Source organism: Blautia caccae (assembly GCF_040095955.1).
Taxonomy (GTDB): domain Bacteria; phylum Bacillota; class Clostridia; order Lachnospirales; family Lachnospiraceae; genus Blautia; species Blautia celeris.
This window is the reverse complement of record NZ_JBBMFP010000024.1, coordinates 1-18,295: the sequence shown is the minus strand read 5'-3', so window position 1 is coordinate 18,295 and position 18,295 is coordinate 1. Positions and strand designations below refer to the sequence as shown.

General features: G+C 43.0%; 18 protein-coding genes and 1 other annotated feature. Of the genes, 12 read left to right on the top strand and 6 right to left on the bottom strand.

The window, feature by feature from the left end; all coding sequences use genetic code 11:
* Positions 1–3 precede the first annotated feature (3 nt).
* The gene (locus tag WMO65_RS20910; RefSeq protein WP_033139672.1) at positions 4–720 is read right to left on the bottom strand and encodes a LytR/AlgR family response regulator transcription factor; all 717 of its coding nucleotides are present in this window, start codon (positions 718–720) and stop codon (positions 4–6) included.
* Between the two features lie 225 nt (positions 721–945).
* On the opposite strand from WMO65_RS20910, the gene WMO65_RS20905 reads away from it, so the two are divergent.
* Positions 946–1,794 (top strand): tyrosine-type recombinase/integrase, encoded by an 849-nt coding sequence (locus WMO65_RS20905; RefSeq protein WP_103732486.1) that lies wholly within the window; start codon positions 946–948, stop codon positions 1,792–1,794.
* Positions 1,795–2,084: 290 nt separating this feature from the next.
* Positions 2,085–2,324 (top strand): hypothetical protein, encoded by a 240-nt coding sequence (locus WMO65_RS20900; protein ID WP_052099066.1) that lies wholly within the window; start codon positions 2,085–2,087, stop codon positions 2,322–2,324.
* Here WMO65_RS20900 and WMO65_RS20895 read toward each other — a convergent pair.
* The gene (locus WMO65_RS20895; RefSeq protein ID WP_148391850.1) at positions 2,310–3,590 is read right to left on the bottom strand and encodes a glycosyl hydrolase family 18 protein; all 1,281 of its coding nucleotides are present in this window, start codon (positions 3,588–3,590) and stop codon (positions 2,310–2,312) included. The two genes, WMO65_RS20900 and WMO65_RS20895, sit on opposite strands and share 15 nt — an antisense overlap.
* Before the next feature lie 273 nt (positions 3,591–3,863).
* Here WMO65_RS20895 and WMO65_RS20890 point away from each other — a divergent pair, with 273 nt between their 5' ends.
* The 4 genes from WMO65_RS20890 to rplL all read left to right on the top strand — a co-directional run bounded on the left by WMO65_RS20890 (position 3,864) and on the right by rplL (position 11,042).
* A complete protein-coding gene (locus WMO65_RS20890) occupies positions 3,864–8,738 on the top strand; it encodes a carbohydrate binding domain-containing protein (RefSeq protein ID WP_148391851.1) in 4,875 nt (1,624 codons plus the stop codon).
* A 64-nt stretch (positions 8,739–8,802) separates the two neighbouring features.
* Positions 8,803–9,837 carry a peptidyl-prolyl cis-trans isomerase gene (locus WMO65_RS20885; protein ID WP_349064653.1) on the top strand — a complete coding sequence of 345 codons (1,035 nt, stop codon included), beginning with the start codon at positions 8,803–8,805 and terminating at the stop codon, positions 9,835–9,837.
* A 56-nt stretch (positions 9,838–9,893) separates the two neighbouring features.
* Positions 9,894–10,034: a sequence feature (ribosomal protein L10 leader region), on the top strand.
* A 63-nt stretch (positions 10,035–10,097) separates the two neighbouring features.
* A complete protein-coding gene (gene rplJ / locus WMO65_RS20880) occupies positions 10,098–10,598 on the top strand; it encodes a 50S ribosomal protein L10 (RefSeq protein WP_033139964.1) in 501 nt (166 codons plus the stop codon).
* 69 nt (positions 10,599–10,667) lie between these two features.
* Positions 10,668–11,042 carry a 50S ribosomal protein L7/L12 gene (gene rplL / locus WMO65_RS20875; RefSeq protein ID WP_018596966.1) on the top strand — a complete coding sequence of 125 codons (375 nt, stop codon included), beginning with the start codon at positions 10,668–10,670 and terminating at the stop codon, positions 11,040–11,042.
* A gap of 35 nt (positions 11,043–11,077) precedes the next feature.
* On the opposite strand, the gene WMO65_RS20870 is transcribed toward rplL, so the two are convergent.
* From WMO65_RS20870 to WMO65_RS20855, 4 genes are all read right to left on the bottom strand, one after another.
* A complete protein-coding gene (locus WMO65_RS20870; RefSeq protein ID WP_349064652.1) occupies positions 11,078–12,208 on the bottom strand; it encodes a tyrosine-type recombinase/integrase in 1,131 nt (376 codons plus the stop codon).
* Between the two features lie 211 nt (positions 12,209–12,419).
* Positions 12,420–13,145 (bottom strand): Fic family protein, encoded by a 726-nt coding sequence (locus WMO65_RS20865; protein ID WP_349064651.1) that lies wholly within the window; start codon positions 13,143–13,145, stop codon positions 12,420–12,422.
* 335 nt (positions 13,146–13,480) lie between these two features.
* Positions 13,481–13,810 carry a hypothetical protein gene (locus tag WMO65_RS20860; RefSeq protein ID WP_288976538.1) on the bottom strand — a complete coding sequence of 110 codons (330 nt, stop codon included), beginning with the start codon at positions 13,808–13,810 and terminating at the stop codon, positions 13,481–13,483.
* A 14-nt stretch (positions 13,811–13,824) separates the two neighbouring features.
* A complete protein-coding gene (locus WMO65_RS20855; protein WP_349064650.1) occupies positions 13,825–14,571 on the bottom strand; it encodes a S24 family peptidase in 747 nt (248 codons plus the stop codon).
* A 147-nt stretch (positions 14,572–14,718) separates the two neighbouring features.
* Here WMO65_RS20855 and WMO65_RS20850 point away from each other — a divergent pair, with 147 nt between their 5' ends.
* From WMO65_RS20850 to WMO65_RS20825, 6 genes are all read left to right on the top strand, one after another.
* Positions 14,719–14,943, top strand: coding sequence for a hypothetical protein (locus WMO65_RS20850; RefSeq protein ID WP_288976533.1), 225 nt, complete (start codon positions 14,719–14,721; stop codon positions 14,941–14,943).
* A gap of 9 nt (positions 14,944–14,952) precedes the next feature.
* Positions 14,953–15,279: a helix-turn-helix domain-containing protein gene (locus WMO65_RS20845; protein ID WP_349064649.1), complete on the top strand. Its 327-nt coding sequence runs from the start codon at positions 14,953–14,955 to the stop codon at positions 15,277–15,279.
* Positions 15,280–15,297: 18 nt separating this feature from the next.
* Positions 15,298–15,783 (top strand): hypothetical protein, encoded by a 486-nt coding sequence (locus WMO65_RS20840; RefSeq protein WP_288976530.1) that lies wholly within the window; start codon positions 15,298–15,300, stop codon positions 15,781–15,783.
* Positions 15,784–16,526: 743 nt separating this feature from the next.
* Complete coding sequence (locus WMO65_RS20835; protein WP_257414157.1) at positions 16,527–16,892, top strand: hypothetical protein; 366 nt, start codon at positions 16,527–16,529, stop codon at positions 16,890–16,892.
* 69 nt (positions 16,893–16,961) lie between these two features.
* On the top strand, positions 16,962–17,543 hold the full coding sequence (locus tag WMO65_RS20830; RefSeq protein ID WP_349064648.1) for a hypothetical protein: 582 nt from the start codon (positions 16,962–16,964) through the stop codon (positions 17,541–17,543).
* A gap of 52 nt (positions 17,544–17,595) precedes the next feature.
* On the top strand, positions 17,596–18,186 hold the full coding sequence (locus tag WMO65_RS20825) for a hypothetical protein (protein ID WP_349064647.1): 591 nt from the start codon (positions 17,596–17,598) through the stop codon (positions 18,184–18,186).
* Positions 18,187–18,295 lie beyond the last annotated feature (109 nt).

The window sequence follows — 18,295 nt, the reverse complement described above, 5'->3', positions numbered from 1 at the left end:
CTCCTATATATGTTCAAAGGCTACCTGGAGATATGCGGATTTTGTATCTCTGATTTTGTTTCTGCTCACAGGTATCTGCTCTCCGTTCATAAGGATGAGGGTATCTTTGTCCATACTTTTTATTTTTGAAAGATTGACCAGAATCCCCCTGTTGCAGCAAAAGAAACGATAGTCTTTCAGCAGCGGCTCCGTGAGCTCGGAAAATGAGGTTCTGGATGAGACTGTGATCTGAATATCATTCAGATGAATGATCGTGTTTCTGCATGAAGTGATAATATAATAAATTTTGGAATAGGGAATGTCCAGTTCCTGTCTGTCTGATTTTACGTGAAGGTAGCGCCGGGAAAGCACAACTTGTTCTATGCATGGTTCCAGTATTTTTCTGACGGCATCCTTGTGCAGGGGTTTTACAATATATCTCCATGCCCTCACATCATATCCTTCAGCCATGTAGTCAGGACTGGTTGTGAGGAAAATGATAAAACAGTTAGGATCTTTGCGGGCGATGAATCTGGCGGCAGTCATTCCATCCATTCCCTTTAGGTAAATGTCCATAAAACATATGTCAAATTCATCCTTCTCAAAATCTGCCAGGAACGCTTCGGCACTTTCGTACTCGCACAATTCTGTTTCAAAATCTAATGTATGTAAATAGGGAATCAGAGTTTCCGTTAACTCCTCCCGGTCCTTTTTTTGGTCATCTACAATTGCAATTTTCAAGTGCTACACCTCCAGACATAAATTTCCACTATTATTATACCATGTAATCATCTCGCTGCGTTTACCATTTCAACAACAAATATCGAATTCGTGCGCCATTTGGAGAAAAATTAAATGTATATATATACCAGATGTTCGGTACAATAACAGGTGACAGATATTGACGCAAGGTTTGGAATGTGACAGAAAGGTTGGTAAATCATGGAGTATGGAAATGTACCGGGTATGTTGAGGCTGGATAAAACAGGTCTTGTGAGGGACTATGAGAATTATCTGGTGGAAGAAGAGAGAAGCAGAAATACCATCACAAAGTATATGCGTGACCTGAAATCCTACTTTATTTTTCTTCAGGGGGAAGCGGTGACAAAGGAGAGCCTGGTGTGCTGGAAAGAAAAGCTGACACAGACGTATCTTCCTGCCAGTGTAAATTCCATGCTGGCGGCAGTGAATGGGTTCCTGGAATGGGCTGGTTATCCCCAGTACAGAGTAAAACCGCTGAAAATACAGAGGGAGATATTTACGAAACCGGAGAAAGAGCTGTCAAAGGAGGAGTACATCCGTCTGGTAAAAGCAGCCGAGGAAAAGCAGAACTGCCGTCTTGCCCTTATTCTGCAGACAATCTGTGCCACGGGCATCCGTGTTTCGGAGCTGCAGTTTATCACGCTGGAAACAGCCAGGACCGGGCGGACTGTGGTGGACTGCAAAGGAAAGAAACGTACGGTTTTTCTGCCCGGTGCATTAAGCCGAGCTCTGCAGGAATACTGCCGGGAGCATGGAATCAAAGAAGGCGTTGTGTTTCGCACAAAAAACAGAAAACCTCTTGACCGCTCCAATATCTGGAGAGATATGAAAAACCTGTGTTGCAGTGCCGGCGTGGAACCGGAGAAGGTGTTTCCTCATAATCTGCGGCACCTGTTTGCGAGAACCTATTATCATATGGAAAAGGATCTGTCCAGACTTGCGGATCTTCTGGGACATTCTAACGTGACAACTACCCGCATTTATACAATGGAAAGCGGATTGGAACATGCAAAACAAGTAGAAAGAATGGGGCTTGTAGTTCTTAGAATATAAAAAACCACATAATGGTGGTTATGTGGTCACAAATCTGAAATCCAGACTTCTGTGCCTCCCGCTAAAGATAACAATCATGAAAAAAGACACAGGAAATAAACCGGCGCTGTCGCAGAGATGCCTCCGGTTTATTCGCTGTGTCTTTTCTCATCTTACCCCGTATAAAATGTTGTATTTTAAACGGAAGCATGATAAAATTGCTATGTATTCAAGTTGAAATCATAAGTTCATTTGACCACATAACCACCATTATGTGGTTTTTATGAAGAAAGACAGAGGAGGTGCGGGGCGTGAAGGAGAATTTACTGGACAGACTGGCAAGGGAAAGCGGAACAGCAATGCTGTCGGATCTGCACGGCTATATCAGCAGGGGGAAGATCTATGATGCCGTATGCGGAATATCTTCAGAAGAATACTCACTGAAAGAGTGGGAGGAGGCTGCCGGATATATTCTGGGGGGAAAAACACCGTACTTCCAATCTGCCCAGGCGGCCCGCCGGTATCTCTGCAATTGTTTAAGCCGGGTTTGACAGCGAGAATTCCGTGCAGAGAAGCAGCCAGTTTTGACGGAACGGCCGCATGAGCTGCCAGTAATCCACTCTGGGAAATCCGAACTCCTTTACCAGTTGGAATTTGGCGAGGATGCTGCGCGCGTCCTCGAACCATACAATATGGGATATGCCCTGGGCCTCATATTCAAAAAACGGTGCCTGCGAGACTTCGTCGTACTGTATGACCGTGTTGTTGGCGGCAGCAATAGCCACGGCTTCCTGGTTGCCAATGCTCACGGCGGCTGTCTCGCCCCGGACAAAGGGCAGAGGCCAGTCATATCCGTAATTTGGTATGCCCATAGATATCTTCTCCGGAGGGATCTCTGTCACCGCGTATTCAAGGACACGTCTCACAGATGGAATAGGAGCTACGGCCATAGGCGGCCCGTAGGTGTATCCCCATTCATACGTCATAAGCAGTACCGAGTTGGCAGCTTCCCCCAGAAGCCTGTAATCCACTCCTTCATATAGCAGCCCCGGCTGATCTGCGGATACTTTCGGGGCCAGGGCCACGGAGACGGTAATGTCGATGGCGTTCATTCTCTGTGTCAGTCTGCGGACAAATTCCACATGGGCAAGGCGGTCCTCTGCCCTTATATATTCAAAATCCACATCTACTTCTGAATATCCCTTACTCTGTACGGTTCTCTGTATATTATCTATAAGATTTTCCTGAACCTCCATATTTTGAGCAGCGACCGTGACAAGATTGCTGTTAAAAGTCCCTGCCTCCGAAAAAGGCGTCAGAACAAATACACTTTTTGTTCCGTATACCCTTGCGGCCTCAAGAAGAGGCTCATCATCAATGGGGATCAGTTCCCCGGATTCAGTAAAACCGTAGGAGAAAATCGACAGATATCCCAGGTAGGGCAGCGTCTCCCCCAGAAGCCTCTTATTGATAAAAGGATAAGCATATCCGTCAGCCGTCAGAGGTCTGTCAGACTGTCCCCGGTAAAGGATGACCAGATATTGTCCTTGTCTGAGAAAAGGCTGGCTGGTGAGGAAGGGGTTGTTCCGCACAATCTGCAGGGGATGGACACCATACCGGGCTGCAATAGAGGGAATGGTTTCTCCCCGGGCGGTCTCGTGGATCACATCAGGCTGAAGTACAAGCAGAGCCTGGCCTGCCACCAGATGGTCCTGCTCGCTTAACTGGTTGTCAAAGGAAAGACGGTTTGGGGATACGCCGTATTCTGCGGCGATGTCGGCAATAGTTTCGCCTTGGGAAACAACATGTATACTCATAAAAATGGCCTTTTCTTTTAGTTTATGTGTACGGTCGTAAAAGTTTAACTCTAATAAAAAAAGGATTGGATAAAATTTTAGTAAAGATGGTTGAATTTGTTAAAAATATGGTTGAATTTGAAAAAAACAGATACATCCCTTGTGATACTATATAAAAAATGGGATAAATTTCCCCGTTAGCAGTGCAAATGACGGTAAAAGGATGCAGAGGAGGGATGCCTACTTTAAGAAGTGAATAAACAAAAACTCAAATTGAAGGAGGAATAGGTCAAAATGATGAAAAAATGGAAATCAGGAGTTTCCATTCTGATGGCAGCAGCTATGATTATGGGGAATATAACAATAGCTGTGCCGGTCAAAGCAGAACCTACAGCAGGCCTGCTTGTAAATGGAGGATTTGAAGAAGAAGATTTAAACGGATGGATAAGAAATGGCTGGTGCCAGGACGGAGGGGCCATCATGGAGCGGGTTGGCAGCGATGTTATCCAGCCTGCGGAGGGCAGCTTCTGTCTGAAAGAAAATGCAAGGGGCAACGGCTCACAGGTGACACAGGATATTGCACTGACACCGGGAAAGGATTATTGGCTTACAGCACAGATTTACCAGACTGTTCCGGGTTCTTATTCTATAGGATTTCATGAGGATGAGGGAAAAGGCAGTGACCCGCAGTTTGCCGTACAGTCACAGAGTGAAGTGAACCAATGGGTTAAAGTTGCTGTGCGTTTTACCATGTGGGAAGGCGCCCGGAAACCAAATGTGTATACCTGGCTGAACGCAAACGCGGGCGATGCTTTTGCAGATGATGTAAAACTGTATGAAGCACCGAATCTGTCTGACCTGAATGCAGCAGTCACCGATGCGGAAGAGAAGCTGGGACAGACAGATATCTATACACCGGAATCTCTTGCAGCGCTTCAGAGCAAGACAGACGAGGCAAAGACATTTTTAGATGCCAATTCCTATGAAGCAGCCCAGAAAGGCCAGGATGAAGTGGACGCCATTACAGCAGAGCTGGTGAACACTGTCAGCAGCCTGGAGAAACAGCAGGGGTCACAGGAGGAGACCAATCTTCTGACAAACGGTGACTTCTCAGATGGGTTAAACGGCTGGGGAAAATGGCCGAATACTGCAGTGATCACCATTGGGCAGGAGGATGGCGTTAACTACAGTGCATTTGATGCCGGCAAAGAAGCCAATGGTATTAACCGGGATGTAAACGGCCTGGAACCGGGGGCCTGGTATGAATTGAGCGGAGAGGTGTATGCGGACACTGCAAATGCCATTTCCATAGCCCAGAAGAAACCAGGGACAGACAAGACAGATAAGTCTTTTGCGGAAAATACAAAGACAAATGAGTGGGAGGCCATTTCTGTTAAATTCCAGATGCCGGCAGGGGAAACTTCAAAGAATATCAGTGTCTGGCTGGATAAAGGAACTGCCAAGGCCAGAAATATCAGGCTCGTAAAGACGGACAATCCTGACACTCCTGATATCCCGGACGAGGATACCCCGATCATAAGCAGCGATTCCTTCTATATTGATGCGGCTGGCGGGGATGACTCCAATACCGGAACCTCACCGGAGCAGGCATGGAAGACCTTTGCGAACGTAAAGAGACTCCGTCTCCAGGCAGGGGGAAAACTCCTTTTAAAAGCAGGCTGCACATGGAACGGTGAGCAGCTTAAACTGCAGGAGGCGGCAGGAACTCCGGAGAACCCCGTATATGTGGACAGATACGGCGAGGGTGCAGATCCGGTCATCAACGGCAGCGGTAATCCGTGGCAGACCAATAAGAACGCACCGAAGCAGGATGTGGCAGCAGTCCACATTTACAATTCCAGTTACATCACAGTCCAGAACCTGGAAGTGACCAACTGGGAGACGGATGAGGCAGACCTGGTAAAAGACAATGCCAATAAGAAACAGAGCCGGTATCTGCTCACTGGTATCCTTGTGGAAAACCACGATGCAGGGGATCTGCCGGGTGTTGTTGTGAAAAATAACTATGTACATGATGTCAACGGCTACATGCAGGGCGGTGCCCAGAAAGGCTCAGGCGGCGTGATCGCCCTGGTGACCGGAGATGCGGTTGAATCCAGTTTTACAGACCTGACTATCGTTGGCAATAAGGTGGAAAATGTCTGCCATGAGGCTATTTATATGGAAAGCTCCTGGGCATCCAGAGTATTAGTCGGCGGCAGCGGTTCACAGGAAGCCGGAAAAGGAAGATGGGTCGGATGGCCAAATGTATATGTGGCAGAGAACTATGTCTATGATGTAGCCGGTGACGGCATCGTCCTGATCAATGCAGACGGCGGCGTTGCAGAGAAGAACCTGATCGTAAAAAGCGCCAGCGAGGACTGGGATTACAGCAGAAACCCTGCGCATGCGGCTATTTGGATGTGGGACTGCAATAATGTGACCATGCAGTACAATGAGGCGGCCCATACGGAGAGTTATCAGGATGGCATGGCATTTGATTTTGACTATGGCAACCAGAATGTTATGTATCAGTACAATTACAGTCATGACAACAAAGGCGGCTTCTGGATGTCCTGTCCGGGACCGAACTACACAGTCAATGCAGTTGCAAGGTACAATGTCAGTGTAAATGACGGCCTGTTTGACGGCGCCCGCATTCTGCGTATCGGTGAATACGGAAGTATCGGCAACCAGTTCTACAACAACACCATGTACTGGAACCGTGGGTATAAGATAAATGCAGTAGAGCAGGCAACATGGGGAACTCCACCGTCCAGCGGAACGGATATCTACAACAATATCTTCTGTGGTGACAGTGATGAATTCGTAAATAATGACGGTGTTACCTATGCCAATAACTGTGTATACGGAAGTATTGCGGATATATATCCGGTAGATGAGGACCAGGGTGCTGTCATCGCAGATCCTCAGTTTACAGATCCGACAAACTATACAGAAGGAAGTTTTTCCGACAATACGGTGACCCTGGGAAGTCCGGATGGATTCAAGCTTAAATCCACCTCACCCTGTATTGATGCAGGTATGGATTATATGCCGGTTCCCCAGGAATCTATGCCGAAAGTAGCAGATGAACTGGTACCGACACAGATCACCATTGAAAATAAGGACTATGAAGGCAATCCCGCTCCTTATACGGGAGAAAGCGGAACAGCAGTTTTGGATATGGGTGCATTTGAATACCAGGGTGAAAGCGAAGCAGAGCGGCCGGAAGTGGACAAGACATATCTGGAAGCCCTGACAGCCATGGCAGAAGCATACCGGGAAGCTGATTTTGAATCCGGCAGTTTTACCGCAATGCAGAAGGCTCTGGAAGCTGCGAAGACGGTACTTGCACGCCCTGTTGTGACACAGGATATGATCGACAGCTATGCAGCGAAGCTGGAAAATGCAGTGAAAGACATGATAAAGAAGGTTGACATAAAAGAAAATACTCCGGATTCAGCAGACAATATCCTGAAAGAGTATAATCCTGATAAAGATAATGCAGGCTTTGAGAGAGAAAAAACCGACTGGGGAGCATGGCAGAGCCGTGTAGGGGTCACAAAAGAGGATGCCCACAGTGGTGAACAGAGTCTTAAGGTGGACAAGACCAGTCAGGGTACAGCGTACTCGGAAATCGGAGAAGTTCCGGTTAAGGCTGATACAGATTATATATGTGAAGCCTGGATAAAATGCAATGATTCCGATGTTGACAAAGTTGCTATTGAGGCAAAACATCATAACAATGTTACTCATACAGGTGACATCAAGCTTGGAAATGCCAAACCCGAGTCAGAAGCTTCCGATAAAGGATGGAGAAAGGTAAAACTTGCATTTACCACAAAGGAATACAATAAGATAAGCCTCAGCGTCAACAGTGACGCGGCGTCTGTCCTGCTGGATGATGTTTCCCTGTACGAGAGATATACAATAGCAAAAGAAGAGCTGGATACAACCGCCATTGATACAGCTCTGGCCCTTACTCCTGCAGAGGAAGAGTCCTATTACACAGAAGCCTCCTGGAAGGCGTACCGGAATGCGGTTCTGGCTGCCAGACTGGAGAAAGTAAATGCAAATGCCACAAAAGATTCCATCGAGGCAGCAGCAGATACATTGACAGAGGCGTTTCATGCATTGGAGAAATACGAACCGGCTCCGGCTGTAGACAAAAAAGAACTGCAGAAAGTATATGATGCCTACAAGGATAAAAAGCAGGGCAATTATACGGACGCAAGCTGGAAGGTGTTTACAGAGGCGCTGAAAACAGCCGAGGAAGCTTTAAACAGTGATGTGGACCAGGAAGCAGTAAATGATGCTAAGAAAGCGCTGGAAGATGCATTTGCAGCTCTTGAGGAAAATCCGGAGGTCAAAGTCGATAAAACGGCGCTGGAAAAACTCTATAAAGCCCACAAGGATGACAAGCAGGGCAATTATACGGATGAGTCCTGGAAAACATTTACAGACGCGCTGAAAGATGCAAAGAATGCTCTGGACAATGATGTGGACCAGGATACAGTGAACGATGCAGAGAAAGCCCTGAAATCTGCGATCGCGGCTCTTGAGGAAAATCCGGAGATCAAAGCCGACAAAACCGCTCTGGAAAAACTCTATAAGGCCCACAAGGATGACAAGCAGGGCAATTATACGGATGAGTCCTGGAAAACATTTACCGCTGCCCTGAAAAAGGCGGATAAGGTCCTGAAAGATGATTCTGCAACCCAGAAAGAAATCAATGAGGCAGCCGCATCTCTTGAAAGCGCAGTGAAGGGACTGAAGGAGAAGACGGATTCCAAAAAGGCTGATAAGACAGAACTGCAGAAACTCTATGATAAGCATAAAGATGACAAGCAGGGAAGTTATACAAGTGCAAGCTGGAAGAACTTCCAAAAGGCACTGGAGGCAGCGAAGACGGTATTGGAGGATGAGGATGCAACACAGTCTCAGGTAGACAAGGCGCAGGCGGCTTTGGAGAAAGCAGTCAGGAACCTGAAGAAAACCAGCACTCCCGGCACCAAAAAGAAGAATACCACCACAACAAACGGAAATAAAAAATCTTCCGGTGCCAAGACAGGCGATGAAACACCGCTTGCACTTATGGCCGGACTTCTGGTATTATCAGGAGGAGCAGTGGTGATTTTCGGAAAGAAACGGAAATACAGAAACTAAGATACAGAATTTAAAAGACATGTATGGGGGCTGTTTCGGCAGCTCCCATTTTCAGGAGCGACAGATGCGGAAAAAATATATTGTGAATGCTGTTTTTGGAGTGGTTCTATTGCTGCTGGCAGGTCTGATCATCTATATCAGATTTCAGAAGCCGGAAGAGATGCGTACCGTGATGGAAGTAAACGGTCAGGACGTTGTACGGGAAGAGTACCAGCTCATACTGCAGAGACTCCGGGCACAGGTGAAAAGCGGGTATTCCACAGAGGAGGCAAACAGGAAGGACTTCTGGACCGGCAGGATAGATGGCAGTACACCTTTAGAAGAGATCATGGGTCTTGCAGAGGAGGAACTGATACGGGACAAGGTGATCGCATCCATGGCAGAGACCCGGGGAATCCGTGTAGATGCAGATTACGAATCGCTGAAGGATTCCATGGAGCAGGAGAATGCGTCCCGCAGCCGGAAGGAAGCTTCCGGTGAGGTGAACTATGGACTTATCACCTATACGGAAGAAGCTTATTATCAGTATTTCTATACAGAACTGGAATCAGAACTGACGGAGGCGCTGAAAAAAGAGCATACTATCACAGATAAGGAACTGGAATCCGCATACAATGAGAACCTGGAAAGCTATCGGTATGAAAATAAAGTGAATGTGCTGGCAGCAGAGACAAAGGCAGAGAACACAGAAATACTCCGGCATGCGGCCGAAGCTATGGAGAGCGGCATGGAGAAGGAAGAGCTGGCAGAAACATTCCCTGATATCAGCTTTTATGAGCTGGAGATGAATTCCCTTGATACCCAGGAGGGAAAAAGCGGCGTGTACGGTCTGCGCTGGATGCTGGCAGCCGGCATGCAGGCAGGTGAGATAAGTGAGCCTTTTGCAGCCGGGCAGAATATGCTGGTCATGAAATGCCTTGAGAGGGAAGAGGACGGATATCTGCCGCTGAAGGATGTAAAAGGCGTACTGGAGAGCCAGATCAAAACAGAAGCGGCAAAACAGGAAATCCGGGCAGAAGTACAAAAAGCAGAGGTAAAGAAAAAAGACGGCAAATTGGAAGCGGCAGCAAAAGAAGTTCTCGTGGAACAGGATACATGAGGATGCAGATAAAAAAATTGAAAAAATGCTTGACAATACTTGTCCTGCATGGTATTTTAATACAGGAATAGCTGCCGAAGACAGCAGGTGCCGTTAGGCATAAGGACAAAACGCCTGCCGAGGAAAGATTCATTCTTGCAATTATTAGGATTGATGAAGCCTCTCTGTCTATGCAGAGAGGTTTTTTTCGTACTAATCGTTGAAGTACCTTTCGATATATGAGCAGCGCAGCCTAAAAAAATAAGGAGGTGCACTAATTCATGGCAAAAGTAGAACTCAAAAAACCGGTCGTAGACGAGATTGCCAGCAGTATTAAAGATGCCGCATCTGTAGTGTTAGTAAGCTACAAAGGTATCACTGTTGAGCAGGATACAAAAATGCGTAAGGAATTAAGAGAAGCTGGTGTTACTTACAAAGTATACAAAAACACAATGATGAACTTTGCTTTCAAAGGAACTCCTTGTGAAGAATTATGCCAGCATTTAGAGGGAACAAACGCTTTGGCAGTATGTATGGAAGATGCAACTGCTCCGGCAAGAATCCTTGCAAAATACGCAAAGGATGTTCCGACTCTGGAATTAGTAGCAGGTGTTGTTGAAGACGCTTACTACGACAAGGCAGGAATCGAGGCACTTTCCAAAGTTCCTTCAAGAGAAGAACTGCTTGGAAAACTGCTTGGAAGTATCCAGTCTCCTATCACAAACTTCGCTCGTGTGCTTAACCAGATTGCTGAACAGCAGGGTGGAGCAGCAGCAGAGTAATTCAATACGCTGACAAAGTCAGACGTACAATCAAACGAAAATAAAACAAAAAATTGGAGGTAAATAAAAATGGCAAAATTAACAACAGCTGAGTTTATTGAAGCTATCAAAGAGTTATCTGTATTAGAGTTAAATGAATTAGTAAAAGCTTGCGAAGAAGAATTCGGTGTATCCGCAGCAGCAGGCGTTGTAGTTGCAGCAGCAGGTGATGGTGCAGCAGCAGCAGAAGAGAAAGATGAGTTTGACGTAGAACTGACAGAGGTTGGTCCTAACAAAGTTAAAGTTATCAAAGTTGTTCGTGAAGTTACCGGCTTAGGCTTAAAAGAAGCTAAAGAAGTTGTTGACGGTGCTCCGAAAGTTCTTAAAGAGGCTGCTTCCAAAGCTGAGGCTGAGGAGATCAAAACTAAACTTGAGGGCGAAGGCGCTAAAGTTACACTTAAATAATTTCACTTATTGGGAACCCCGGAAATGCCTTTATTTCAGGCACTTTCAGGGTTTTCTTTTTGTCTTGACTGCATTTTGACTGCAAGAGTTTTGTAATAATCATCGAGCTTATTTATTTTGATATCATTATAGCCAAAATGAGTATAGACATTTAATGTAGTTTTTGCATCTGCATGGCCTAGAAGATATTGAGCTGTTTTAATATCCATTCCGGCTTTGACCAGATCGGACGTATAAGTATGACGGAAAATATGCGGTGTAATATCTTCTGCTATTGGTTTACCATTTACGGCCTCTAGTTTTTGAAGCATGGATTGCCAACGTTTTCTAAATGTTGAACTGCCAAGGGGGTTCCCTTCTTCTGATAAAAAGAGAAGTCCTGTCCGGTTTTGGCAGTAATTAAATAGTATAGGGTAGAGATAATGGGATATTGGTATTTTTCTAATTCCGGAATCGCTTTTGGGCATATCTTGTATTATTTCAGGTGAAGTCGAGGCTTTTGACAAAACAAGGGTTTTATTAACATTGATATATCCTTCGTCAAAATGAATATCGGAATCAAAAAGCGCAAGCGCTTCACTTCTTCTGAGTCCAGAGTATAAAAGTAGAGATGTAAAACATCGTTCAAATTCATTTAAATCTGTTTTCTCAAATAGAAGCCTCTCTTCATCAGTTAAGGCCCGGGTATTTCTTTTGATGGATATTCTTTTCATACCGAGAGTGGGGTTATTTAAGACAAATCCACACTCGATCGCATAGTTAAAAACTGCTCGGATTATTCCTAGAGCTTTATTATATTTGTCTATATGATCCTCTTCTATTAACTCAGCACGAATTTGTTCTATGTCAGAACGTTGGATGTCTTTTGCCAGTTTGTCGCCAATATAGTAGTTTACACCCTTTATTTGGCTTTTTAAGTTACCCAGGGATTGGGGTTTTAATTCGCCTACTTTGGTATTTGTAAACCATAGTTCTAATAGTTCTTTAAATTTGATCTTATCATTTTTGATTAATCTTCCGGATTCTTTGTCATTCATAAAATCCCTATATTTTTTGTCCAATTCTTTCAGTGTTTTCCCATAGATGGTTTTTCGTACAGGCTTTCCATTCCGGTATCCTAGAACTACCTGTTTTGCGTATCTTCCATCAGAACGCTTCTTTGCCATATCTAGACCTCCTTTTTGAGCATAAAAAATACACCTATGCAAAAGGAAAGGTGCATGATATAATCTTATTGTTGGTAAGGTGTATATCATCACCTTTCGTGATAGGTTGCATCTATAATAAATCCGTTCCTGTTGGCGCAGGGGCGGTTTTATTTTTATAAAGTTAATCGGTGACGAAAAGACTTTTTCTTTGGCTGCGAACAGGGAGGGGCTATCTCCGGATGTATTTCGCAGTTTTTTTTAGCTCCTCATAAACGTATTTTCCAATCAATTCAGCAAATGGTTCAAGGTTGTGATCGTGATCATATACCTGCAGCGCCTGGTAGTATTGGTTGCGCTCTTCAAAAGGAATGATGATGGGTAAATAGCCATTGAACATCAGCTGGTAATTAAGCAGCAAGCGGGCTATTCGGCCGTTACCATCGTTGAAGGGATGGATATGGACAAATTCAGCGTGTGTCCATGCTGCGTATTCGATCGGATTATATATCATTGTTTTTACAGATAAATCCTCATAGAATTTTCGGAGCATAGGATACATCTCTCCATCATAACTAGGTGGTACATAATCTGTACCGGAGATAAAAACATCATTTGCCCTATAAGTTCCGGCATATGTGGCAATCTTGTCCAACAGGAGCCTGTGGATTTTTTTGACCTTTTCTTCATTTAGAGAAAACCCCTGTTGAACCTGATCACAAATATACATGAAGGCGTCATGATGGTTGGCGACCTCATATATTTCGCGTAATGATTTGCCCCCAATAGACTGGCGATCTTCAATTACTAATTTGGTCTCTATGAAAGAGAGGGTATTACCTTCAATAGCCGTAGAGTGATGAGCGAATTTTACATCAAAAGCGGAGGTGTAGTTGGCTATATAAGTTTCAGCTTTTGGTAAAGATATTTTTAATTGTTCGATCTCTTTGTAATTCATAAGCCATCCTTTCCATGTGTGCAGGGTCACTTGACACATTTTTTTTCTTGACATATAATATACTTAACAAGACAGCCAGTAAGGGAGGTCAAGGCTCCCCGACCTGGCGAAATATCTAACTAAGAATAGCCGTCTACTTTACCAGAGCAGGGCGGCTATTTCTTATGTGCATAAGTGAGAATCGCAACGATCAGTATTGCAATAGAAGTAATTATCTGCAATTCTTCGTATGTACTCATAAGCATCCCCTCCTATCAAGACTTAGGCGGGAAACCGCAGCCGCTCTACTGGCTGCCCAGGTAAGTATATTATATGGTGTTTATAAGCTCGGTTGATTATTGCTGATCTTTCATACTATCATCAAAAAGTGTTTTTTTTATTTCGTTTTGTAACTTCTTTTTTTGAATATGCCTTTTTATCGTAATAGGCAGATTGATTAATACAAAGCCAAACAATGCCATAAGAATAGTATCAAAAGGTGTTGGTGATTCTGTTGCTATGAAAGGAGCAATAATCATCATTAAAATCATCGATAAATTGGCCAGTTTACGATAAAGGGTTGCTAAAAATCCATCAGATAAAAGAAGAAATGAACAGATAATCACCCCTGCAAAAATCGTAGCAAAAAGTTCATTTGCAAATATATTGTTAATAAATTCTCTCATATATGCCTCATTTGTTATTTCCTAATAATCTTTGCTTTTTTAGATACTTTTCCTAGTACCTTCCCTATTATTCTAATGTCATCTCTGCCGGCAATAAGAGGATATGATTTATTGTGGGAAACTAATCCTTCTTTCGTATACTCTTTTATATAAGCCGAATTGTCCATAACAAATAATCCAACCTCTCCATAATTTAATTCACATGTTTTTTTGATATAGACATTATCACCATCAGAGTAAGTAGGTTCCATACTGTCACCATTAACACCTATGACGAAATCGGCTCCAGGATATTCTGGAGCTTCTATTAAATCAGTTGATAAATCATCAAAATAAAACCCTTCACCTGCATAGGCCATGTGTTGAGCATAAGTATACATTATTAGTTTTTCATTTACTGAATTAGTAGCTTCTGACAGAAGATTTTTTTTCTTTTCTTCACTAAGAACAAGTATACTATCTAATATACTATCAACTACTTTTTTTTCATTGACATCAAGTCTACGAAATTTTTCAATAAGTTTTTTTTCTAATGGATCTAATTCTAATTGCGATTTACCGTGGTAATTAAGTAAATAAGAAACAGATATATCTAATACTTCACATAGTTTGACAATTTTATCTGCGTCAGGTTTATTTATTCCCTTTTCCCAATTACTAATAACACCGGAGGACTTAACGCCAATCAATGATGCTAATTGACTCTGAAGTAAGCCTTTTTGTTCTCGTACAAGCTTAATTCTATCTCCTAAGGTTGACAAATTTGTAACCTCCTTTTGGTTGATAGTCTTAGTATATATTAAGTGACAATAAAAATCAAGAATTTCTTGAAAATAGTATTGACAATCAAGAAAATATAGATTAATATGAAATAAATCAAGAAATACTTGAATGAGAGGAGGATATTTATGAATTTCACAATTGCAGACACTATAAAAGAAATATTATCAAACCAAGGAAGAACGCAAGCATGGGTTATAAAAAAAATGAATGATATTAATCCTGAGCTCAATATGGATAAAAACAAATTTAGTGCGATAACAAATCAAAAGAGAAAAATGTCTGGCGATGAATTACTTGCGTTTTGCATGGCACTCGAAGTAAACCCTGATAATTTTATGAAAAGGAACTAGAGGTAGAATATGGAAGGGAAAAAAATAAGTTCAGCGAAAATTTTTATAAACGATACGGAAATTGACAGAACAATTGAAAAATTAAACGAAATAAAACAATTGATAACGGAGATAAATTCATTAAATCTTCCTGTACCTGGTATGGAAGGAAGGACTTTATGCACAAAAGATGTAATCAAGCGTTTCGGTATCAGTCCAAATACGGCAGCCGCTATTTTCCACGCTGAGGATTCACCAGCCTATAAAGTAGGGGTGCAGTGGTTCATTGAAGAAGATGAATTAATAGATTACTTGAAGAAAAATACGAGAAAAGAGCGGGAGCTTAAAGCTGTATGAGAGGGGAGAGAATGAAGTATGAAAGATTCTGATGTAATAAAAGATTTAGATACGCTGCAGATAAGGTGTGATCTAATCCCGGAGTTGACAGACAAACAGTACAGCAATCTTACGCTGATGGCACTGCGTGCCGGCCTGCATAATGCAAGAGAGCTGATACAGTCTTTTGTCGCAGATCTGACCGGCTGGCAGAGGAACGGCAGCGATGAAGAGCAGTTTGCCTACACCTGGTATGACAGGGCTTACTGTATCACCACAGATTTCCTGATGCCGTGGAGATACTACGTTTATAACTATGACCACGATATAGAGCTGCTCACAGAAGAACCGGACAGACTGAAAAAGGCATACGAGCATTACTGTGAAGTATGTAAATGGGGCGGGGTGGAGCCGGAGAGCTGGGATGAGGTGCTGAGGGTCAACCAGGAGCTCCTGCAGGAGAAGAAAGAGGATCAGGAACAGCTCATGCAGTATATCGAAGCGGAAAAGGCAGAAATAAAATGAACCCGACAGATAAACACTGCCAGGCCCATGCATAGACAACATCATTTTAAATGATGGCAGGCGTTTGGTCAAGGATTATCGTCATTTTATCGAATATTTATGAGGAGAGTACCGATGGAAAAAGATAAAAAAGAATGTGTATTGTCAAGGATATACGGTTTCAAACCAGAGGAATCATGAATAACGGACATTAATTCATGATTTACTGAAAGAGCGTATGGCTGGATACGCAGGAAGGAGAATATTTTGAATTGCAGATATTACAAAAATGGAAAATGCAAACGTTTCAAGAAATCGTGCATCTGCCGATTGAAATGCGGCGATACATATTGTAGTTATAGAAAAGTAAAAAAGGGCAAAAATACCAAATTGCATCAAGGAAATATCAAACCATCCGTGGTCCGCCTTATAGTGTTGGGAGGGGTGTTTTTTGTGTTTTCGTTCTTTATCTGTGTCATGTTGTACATGTAGCAATAGAACACGTGGAAGGAGAAAGTATGGGAAGGTGCAAATTCTTTAAAAAAGGAAAATGTACAAGGTTCAAAAAAAAAGATATATGTCGGTTTGACTGGGGAGCGGATACCTGTGATTACTTCCAAGCGAAAGAAAAACAGGAATTGATACCTCTGACAATCGTGTTAATAATTTGCTTGATTATTGTGATACAACTGGCCTTTCTTTTGTTCAAATTATTTTAAGGACTACTATAATCTGCTGTATTGAGGGAGGGGCATGAGAATAGCATGATTTTCAAATATATCGTAACAGATACCCCGGAATGGACATCTTGTTACCTTGCAACCTTTATAGACATAGGAGAGGCAGAAACATTTGCGGGTGCAGTAAACCAGAAAAATAGTCACAAGTATTATCAGGTGATTAAAAGCGAAGCTATGAAGGATTTAATACATGCCTGTCCTTATATTGTGTATAAAATTTTTTATCATAATAATGGACAACCTGTAAAAATAGGCCGTGATATTTTTTATGAGCCAGTCGCGGCTTTTTGCAGTATTCGCTATGCAAGGAAATACTTATCTTTGATAGAGAATAGATATGGTATTGGATATGTGATTCAACATTTTAAGAAAAATGGAAAATATATTTAATGATGACAAATAAACAATGCACAGAAAGGGAAAAACCATATACCTATATTTTTGAAGGGAGAAATAAATATGGATAAAGTAGACGCTTATACTAATGGATTAAACGATGGGATAGAGGTTATTAATGGCATATTGCCATTCAGAGTATACAAAGACTATGAGATGAAATTGGGGGGTACAGATATGTATGAATTAAAATGTGCTTTTGCCAGCCAGGAATTAGCAGAAGATTTTATTGCCCACCAGAAGAATGTGAATAAAAAAATAAAATACATAATTGAAAAAGCTGAACCTCAAAGCAAAAAAAAGAAACAGGAATTGAAGTTAGAGGACAAAAAGATAGATATGGATAATAAAAAATCAAGAAATTGCCATTACATATTATCAGAGATATATGGATTTCCTGATAAGGAAATACGAAGTGGTGATAACGGATCCTGGGATATAGAGCAATATATGGATGATGAAATGGTCTATCAGGCACGGATACTACCAGATCAGGATACTTACATATCAGTCTTTACGAGGGATAGATTCCCCAAAACGATCGCTGAATATAAGTTTGAACCGGAGGATGCGATCAAAACGGAACAGAAGCAGGAGGAGCACCGGGAAACAGTGAAAAAAAAGAAGAGGCATTCCATCCGTTGATACAGGGGATATTCCCCGCCTGTGGAACAGTGCCGCTTCGGGAGGTTAGGTGATGACGATGGAACGAATGGAAATAGATGAGAATTATATTGTACGCTGCCTGTCTGGTTATGAGACATTACTGGAGGATGTCCGCGACCGGATCCGCTTCCTGCACAGCAACATGGCAACGACGGATGACGTTCTGGAGAGCCTGCAGATGAAGAAAAATTATGGTACTGCAGGTACATCTGGAGGAGACAGGAAGAAGGATTTAGGGGACCTTCTGGAGCGGTATGAAGAGAATGAGGAGCGGTATGCAGAGTTCCTTAAAATGTATATAAATCAGCTCATGCAGGAGGAGGAATCCCTAAAACGGGTCTGGATCTGTTACCAGGGACTTCCCTATCGGCAGAGAGCGGTGCTGAAAGCCTTATATGTGGAACACAAGCCCTGGAAGGTAGTGAGGGCGGAACTCCGTATGTCACATTCCACGTTAAGCAATAACCGTTTCTCTGCGATCCAGAATATCAGGCAGCTGTATGACAGTGAGTTTACGGATATGCAGATCATGATGTACCGGCAGCCAGAGCTAGAACGCAGGATGGATGAGGGAAAGCAACAGCAGATTTCCATATGGGATCTGGGCGTAAAAAAGCCATAGGAGAAAATATCATGACAATAGAAGAATTGATCCAGTTAAAAGCCGTATTCCAGATACCGATGGTCTTTATGAATATACTGTTCCTGCTAGTCATCGGGAGGCCTGTCTT

What these genes read in the sequence shown, in the direction of transcription:
- WMO65_RS20885 (WP_349064653.1), top strand. Translation starts at nt 8,803, where the DNA reads ATGCGGAAAAAATATATTGTGAATGCTGTTTTTGGAGTGGTTCTATTG.
- WMO65_RS20835 (WP_257414157.1), top strand. Translation starts at nt 16,527, where the DNA reads ATGATTTTCAAATATATCGTAACAGATACCCCGGAATGGACATCTTGT.
- rplL (WP_018596966.1), top strand. Translation starts at nt 10,668, where the DNA reads ATGGCAAAATTAACAACAGCTGAGTTTATTGAAGCTATCAAAGAGTTA.
- WMO65_RS20890 (WP_148391851.1), top strand. Translation starts at nt 3,864, where the DNA reads ATGATGAAAAAATGGAAATCAGGAGTTTCCATTCTGATGGCAGCAGCT.
- WMO65_RS20845 (WP_349064649.1), top strand. Translation starts at nt 14,953, where the DNA reads ATGGAAGGGAAAAAAATAAGTTCAGCGAAAATTTTTATAAACGATACG.
- WMO65_RS20870 (WP_349064652.1), bottom strand. Translation starts at nt 12,208, where the DNA reads ATGGCAAAGAAGCGTTCTGATGGAAGATACGCAAAACAGGTAGTTCTA.
- WMO65_RS20865 (WP_349064651.1), bottom strand. Translation starts at nt 13,145, where the DNA reads ATGAATTACAAAGAGATCGAACAATTAAAAATATCTTTACCAAAAGCT.
- WMO65_RS20840 (WP_288976530.1), top strand. Translation starts at nt 15,298, where the DNA reads ATGAAAGATTCTGATGTAATAAAAGATTTAGATACGCTGCAGATAAGG.
- WMO65_RS20905 (WP_103732486.1), top strand. Translation starts at nt 946, where the DNA reads ATGTTGAGGCTGGATAAAACAGGTCTTGTGAGGGACTATGAGAATTAT.
- WMO65_RS20825 (WP_349064647.1), top strand. Translation starts at nt 17,596, where the DNA reads ATGACGATGGAACGAATGGAAATAGATGAGAATTATATTGTACGCTGC.
- WMO65_RS20895 (WP_148391850.1), bottom strand. Translation starts at nt 3,590, where the DNA reads ATGAGTATACATGTTGTTTCCCAAGGCGAAACTATTGCCGACATCGCC.
- rplJ (WP_033139964.1), top strand. Translation starts at nt 10,098, where the DNA reads ATGGCAAAAGTAGAACTCAAAAAACCGGTCGTAGACGAGATTGCCAGC.
- WMO65_RS20850 (WP_288976533.1), top strand. Translation starts at nt 14,719, where the DNA reads ATGAATTTCACAATTGCAGACACTATAAAAGAAATATTATCAAACCAA.
- WMO65_RS20860 (WP_288976538.1), bottom strand. Translation starts at nt 13,810, where the DNA reads ATGAGAGAATTTATTAACAATATATTTGCAAATGAACTTTTTGCTACG.
- WMO65_RS20830 (WP_349064648.1), top strand. Translation starts at nt 16,962, where the DNA reads ATGGATAAAGTAGACGCTTATACTAATGGATTAAACGATGGGATAGAG.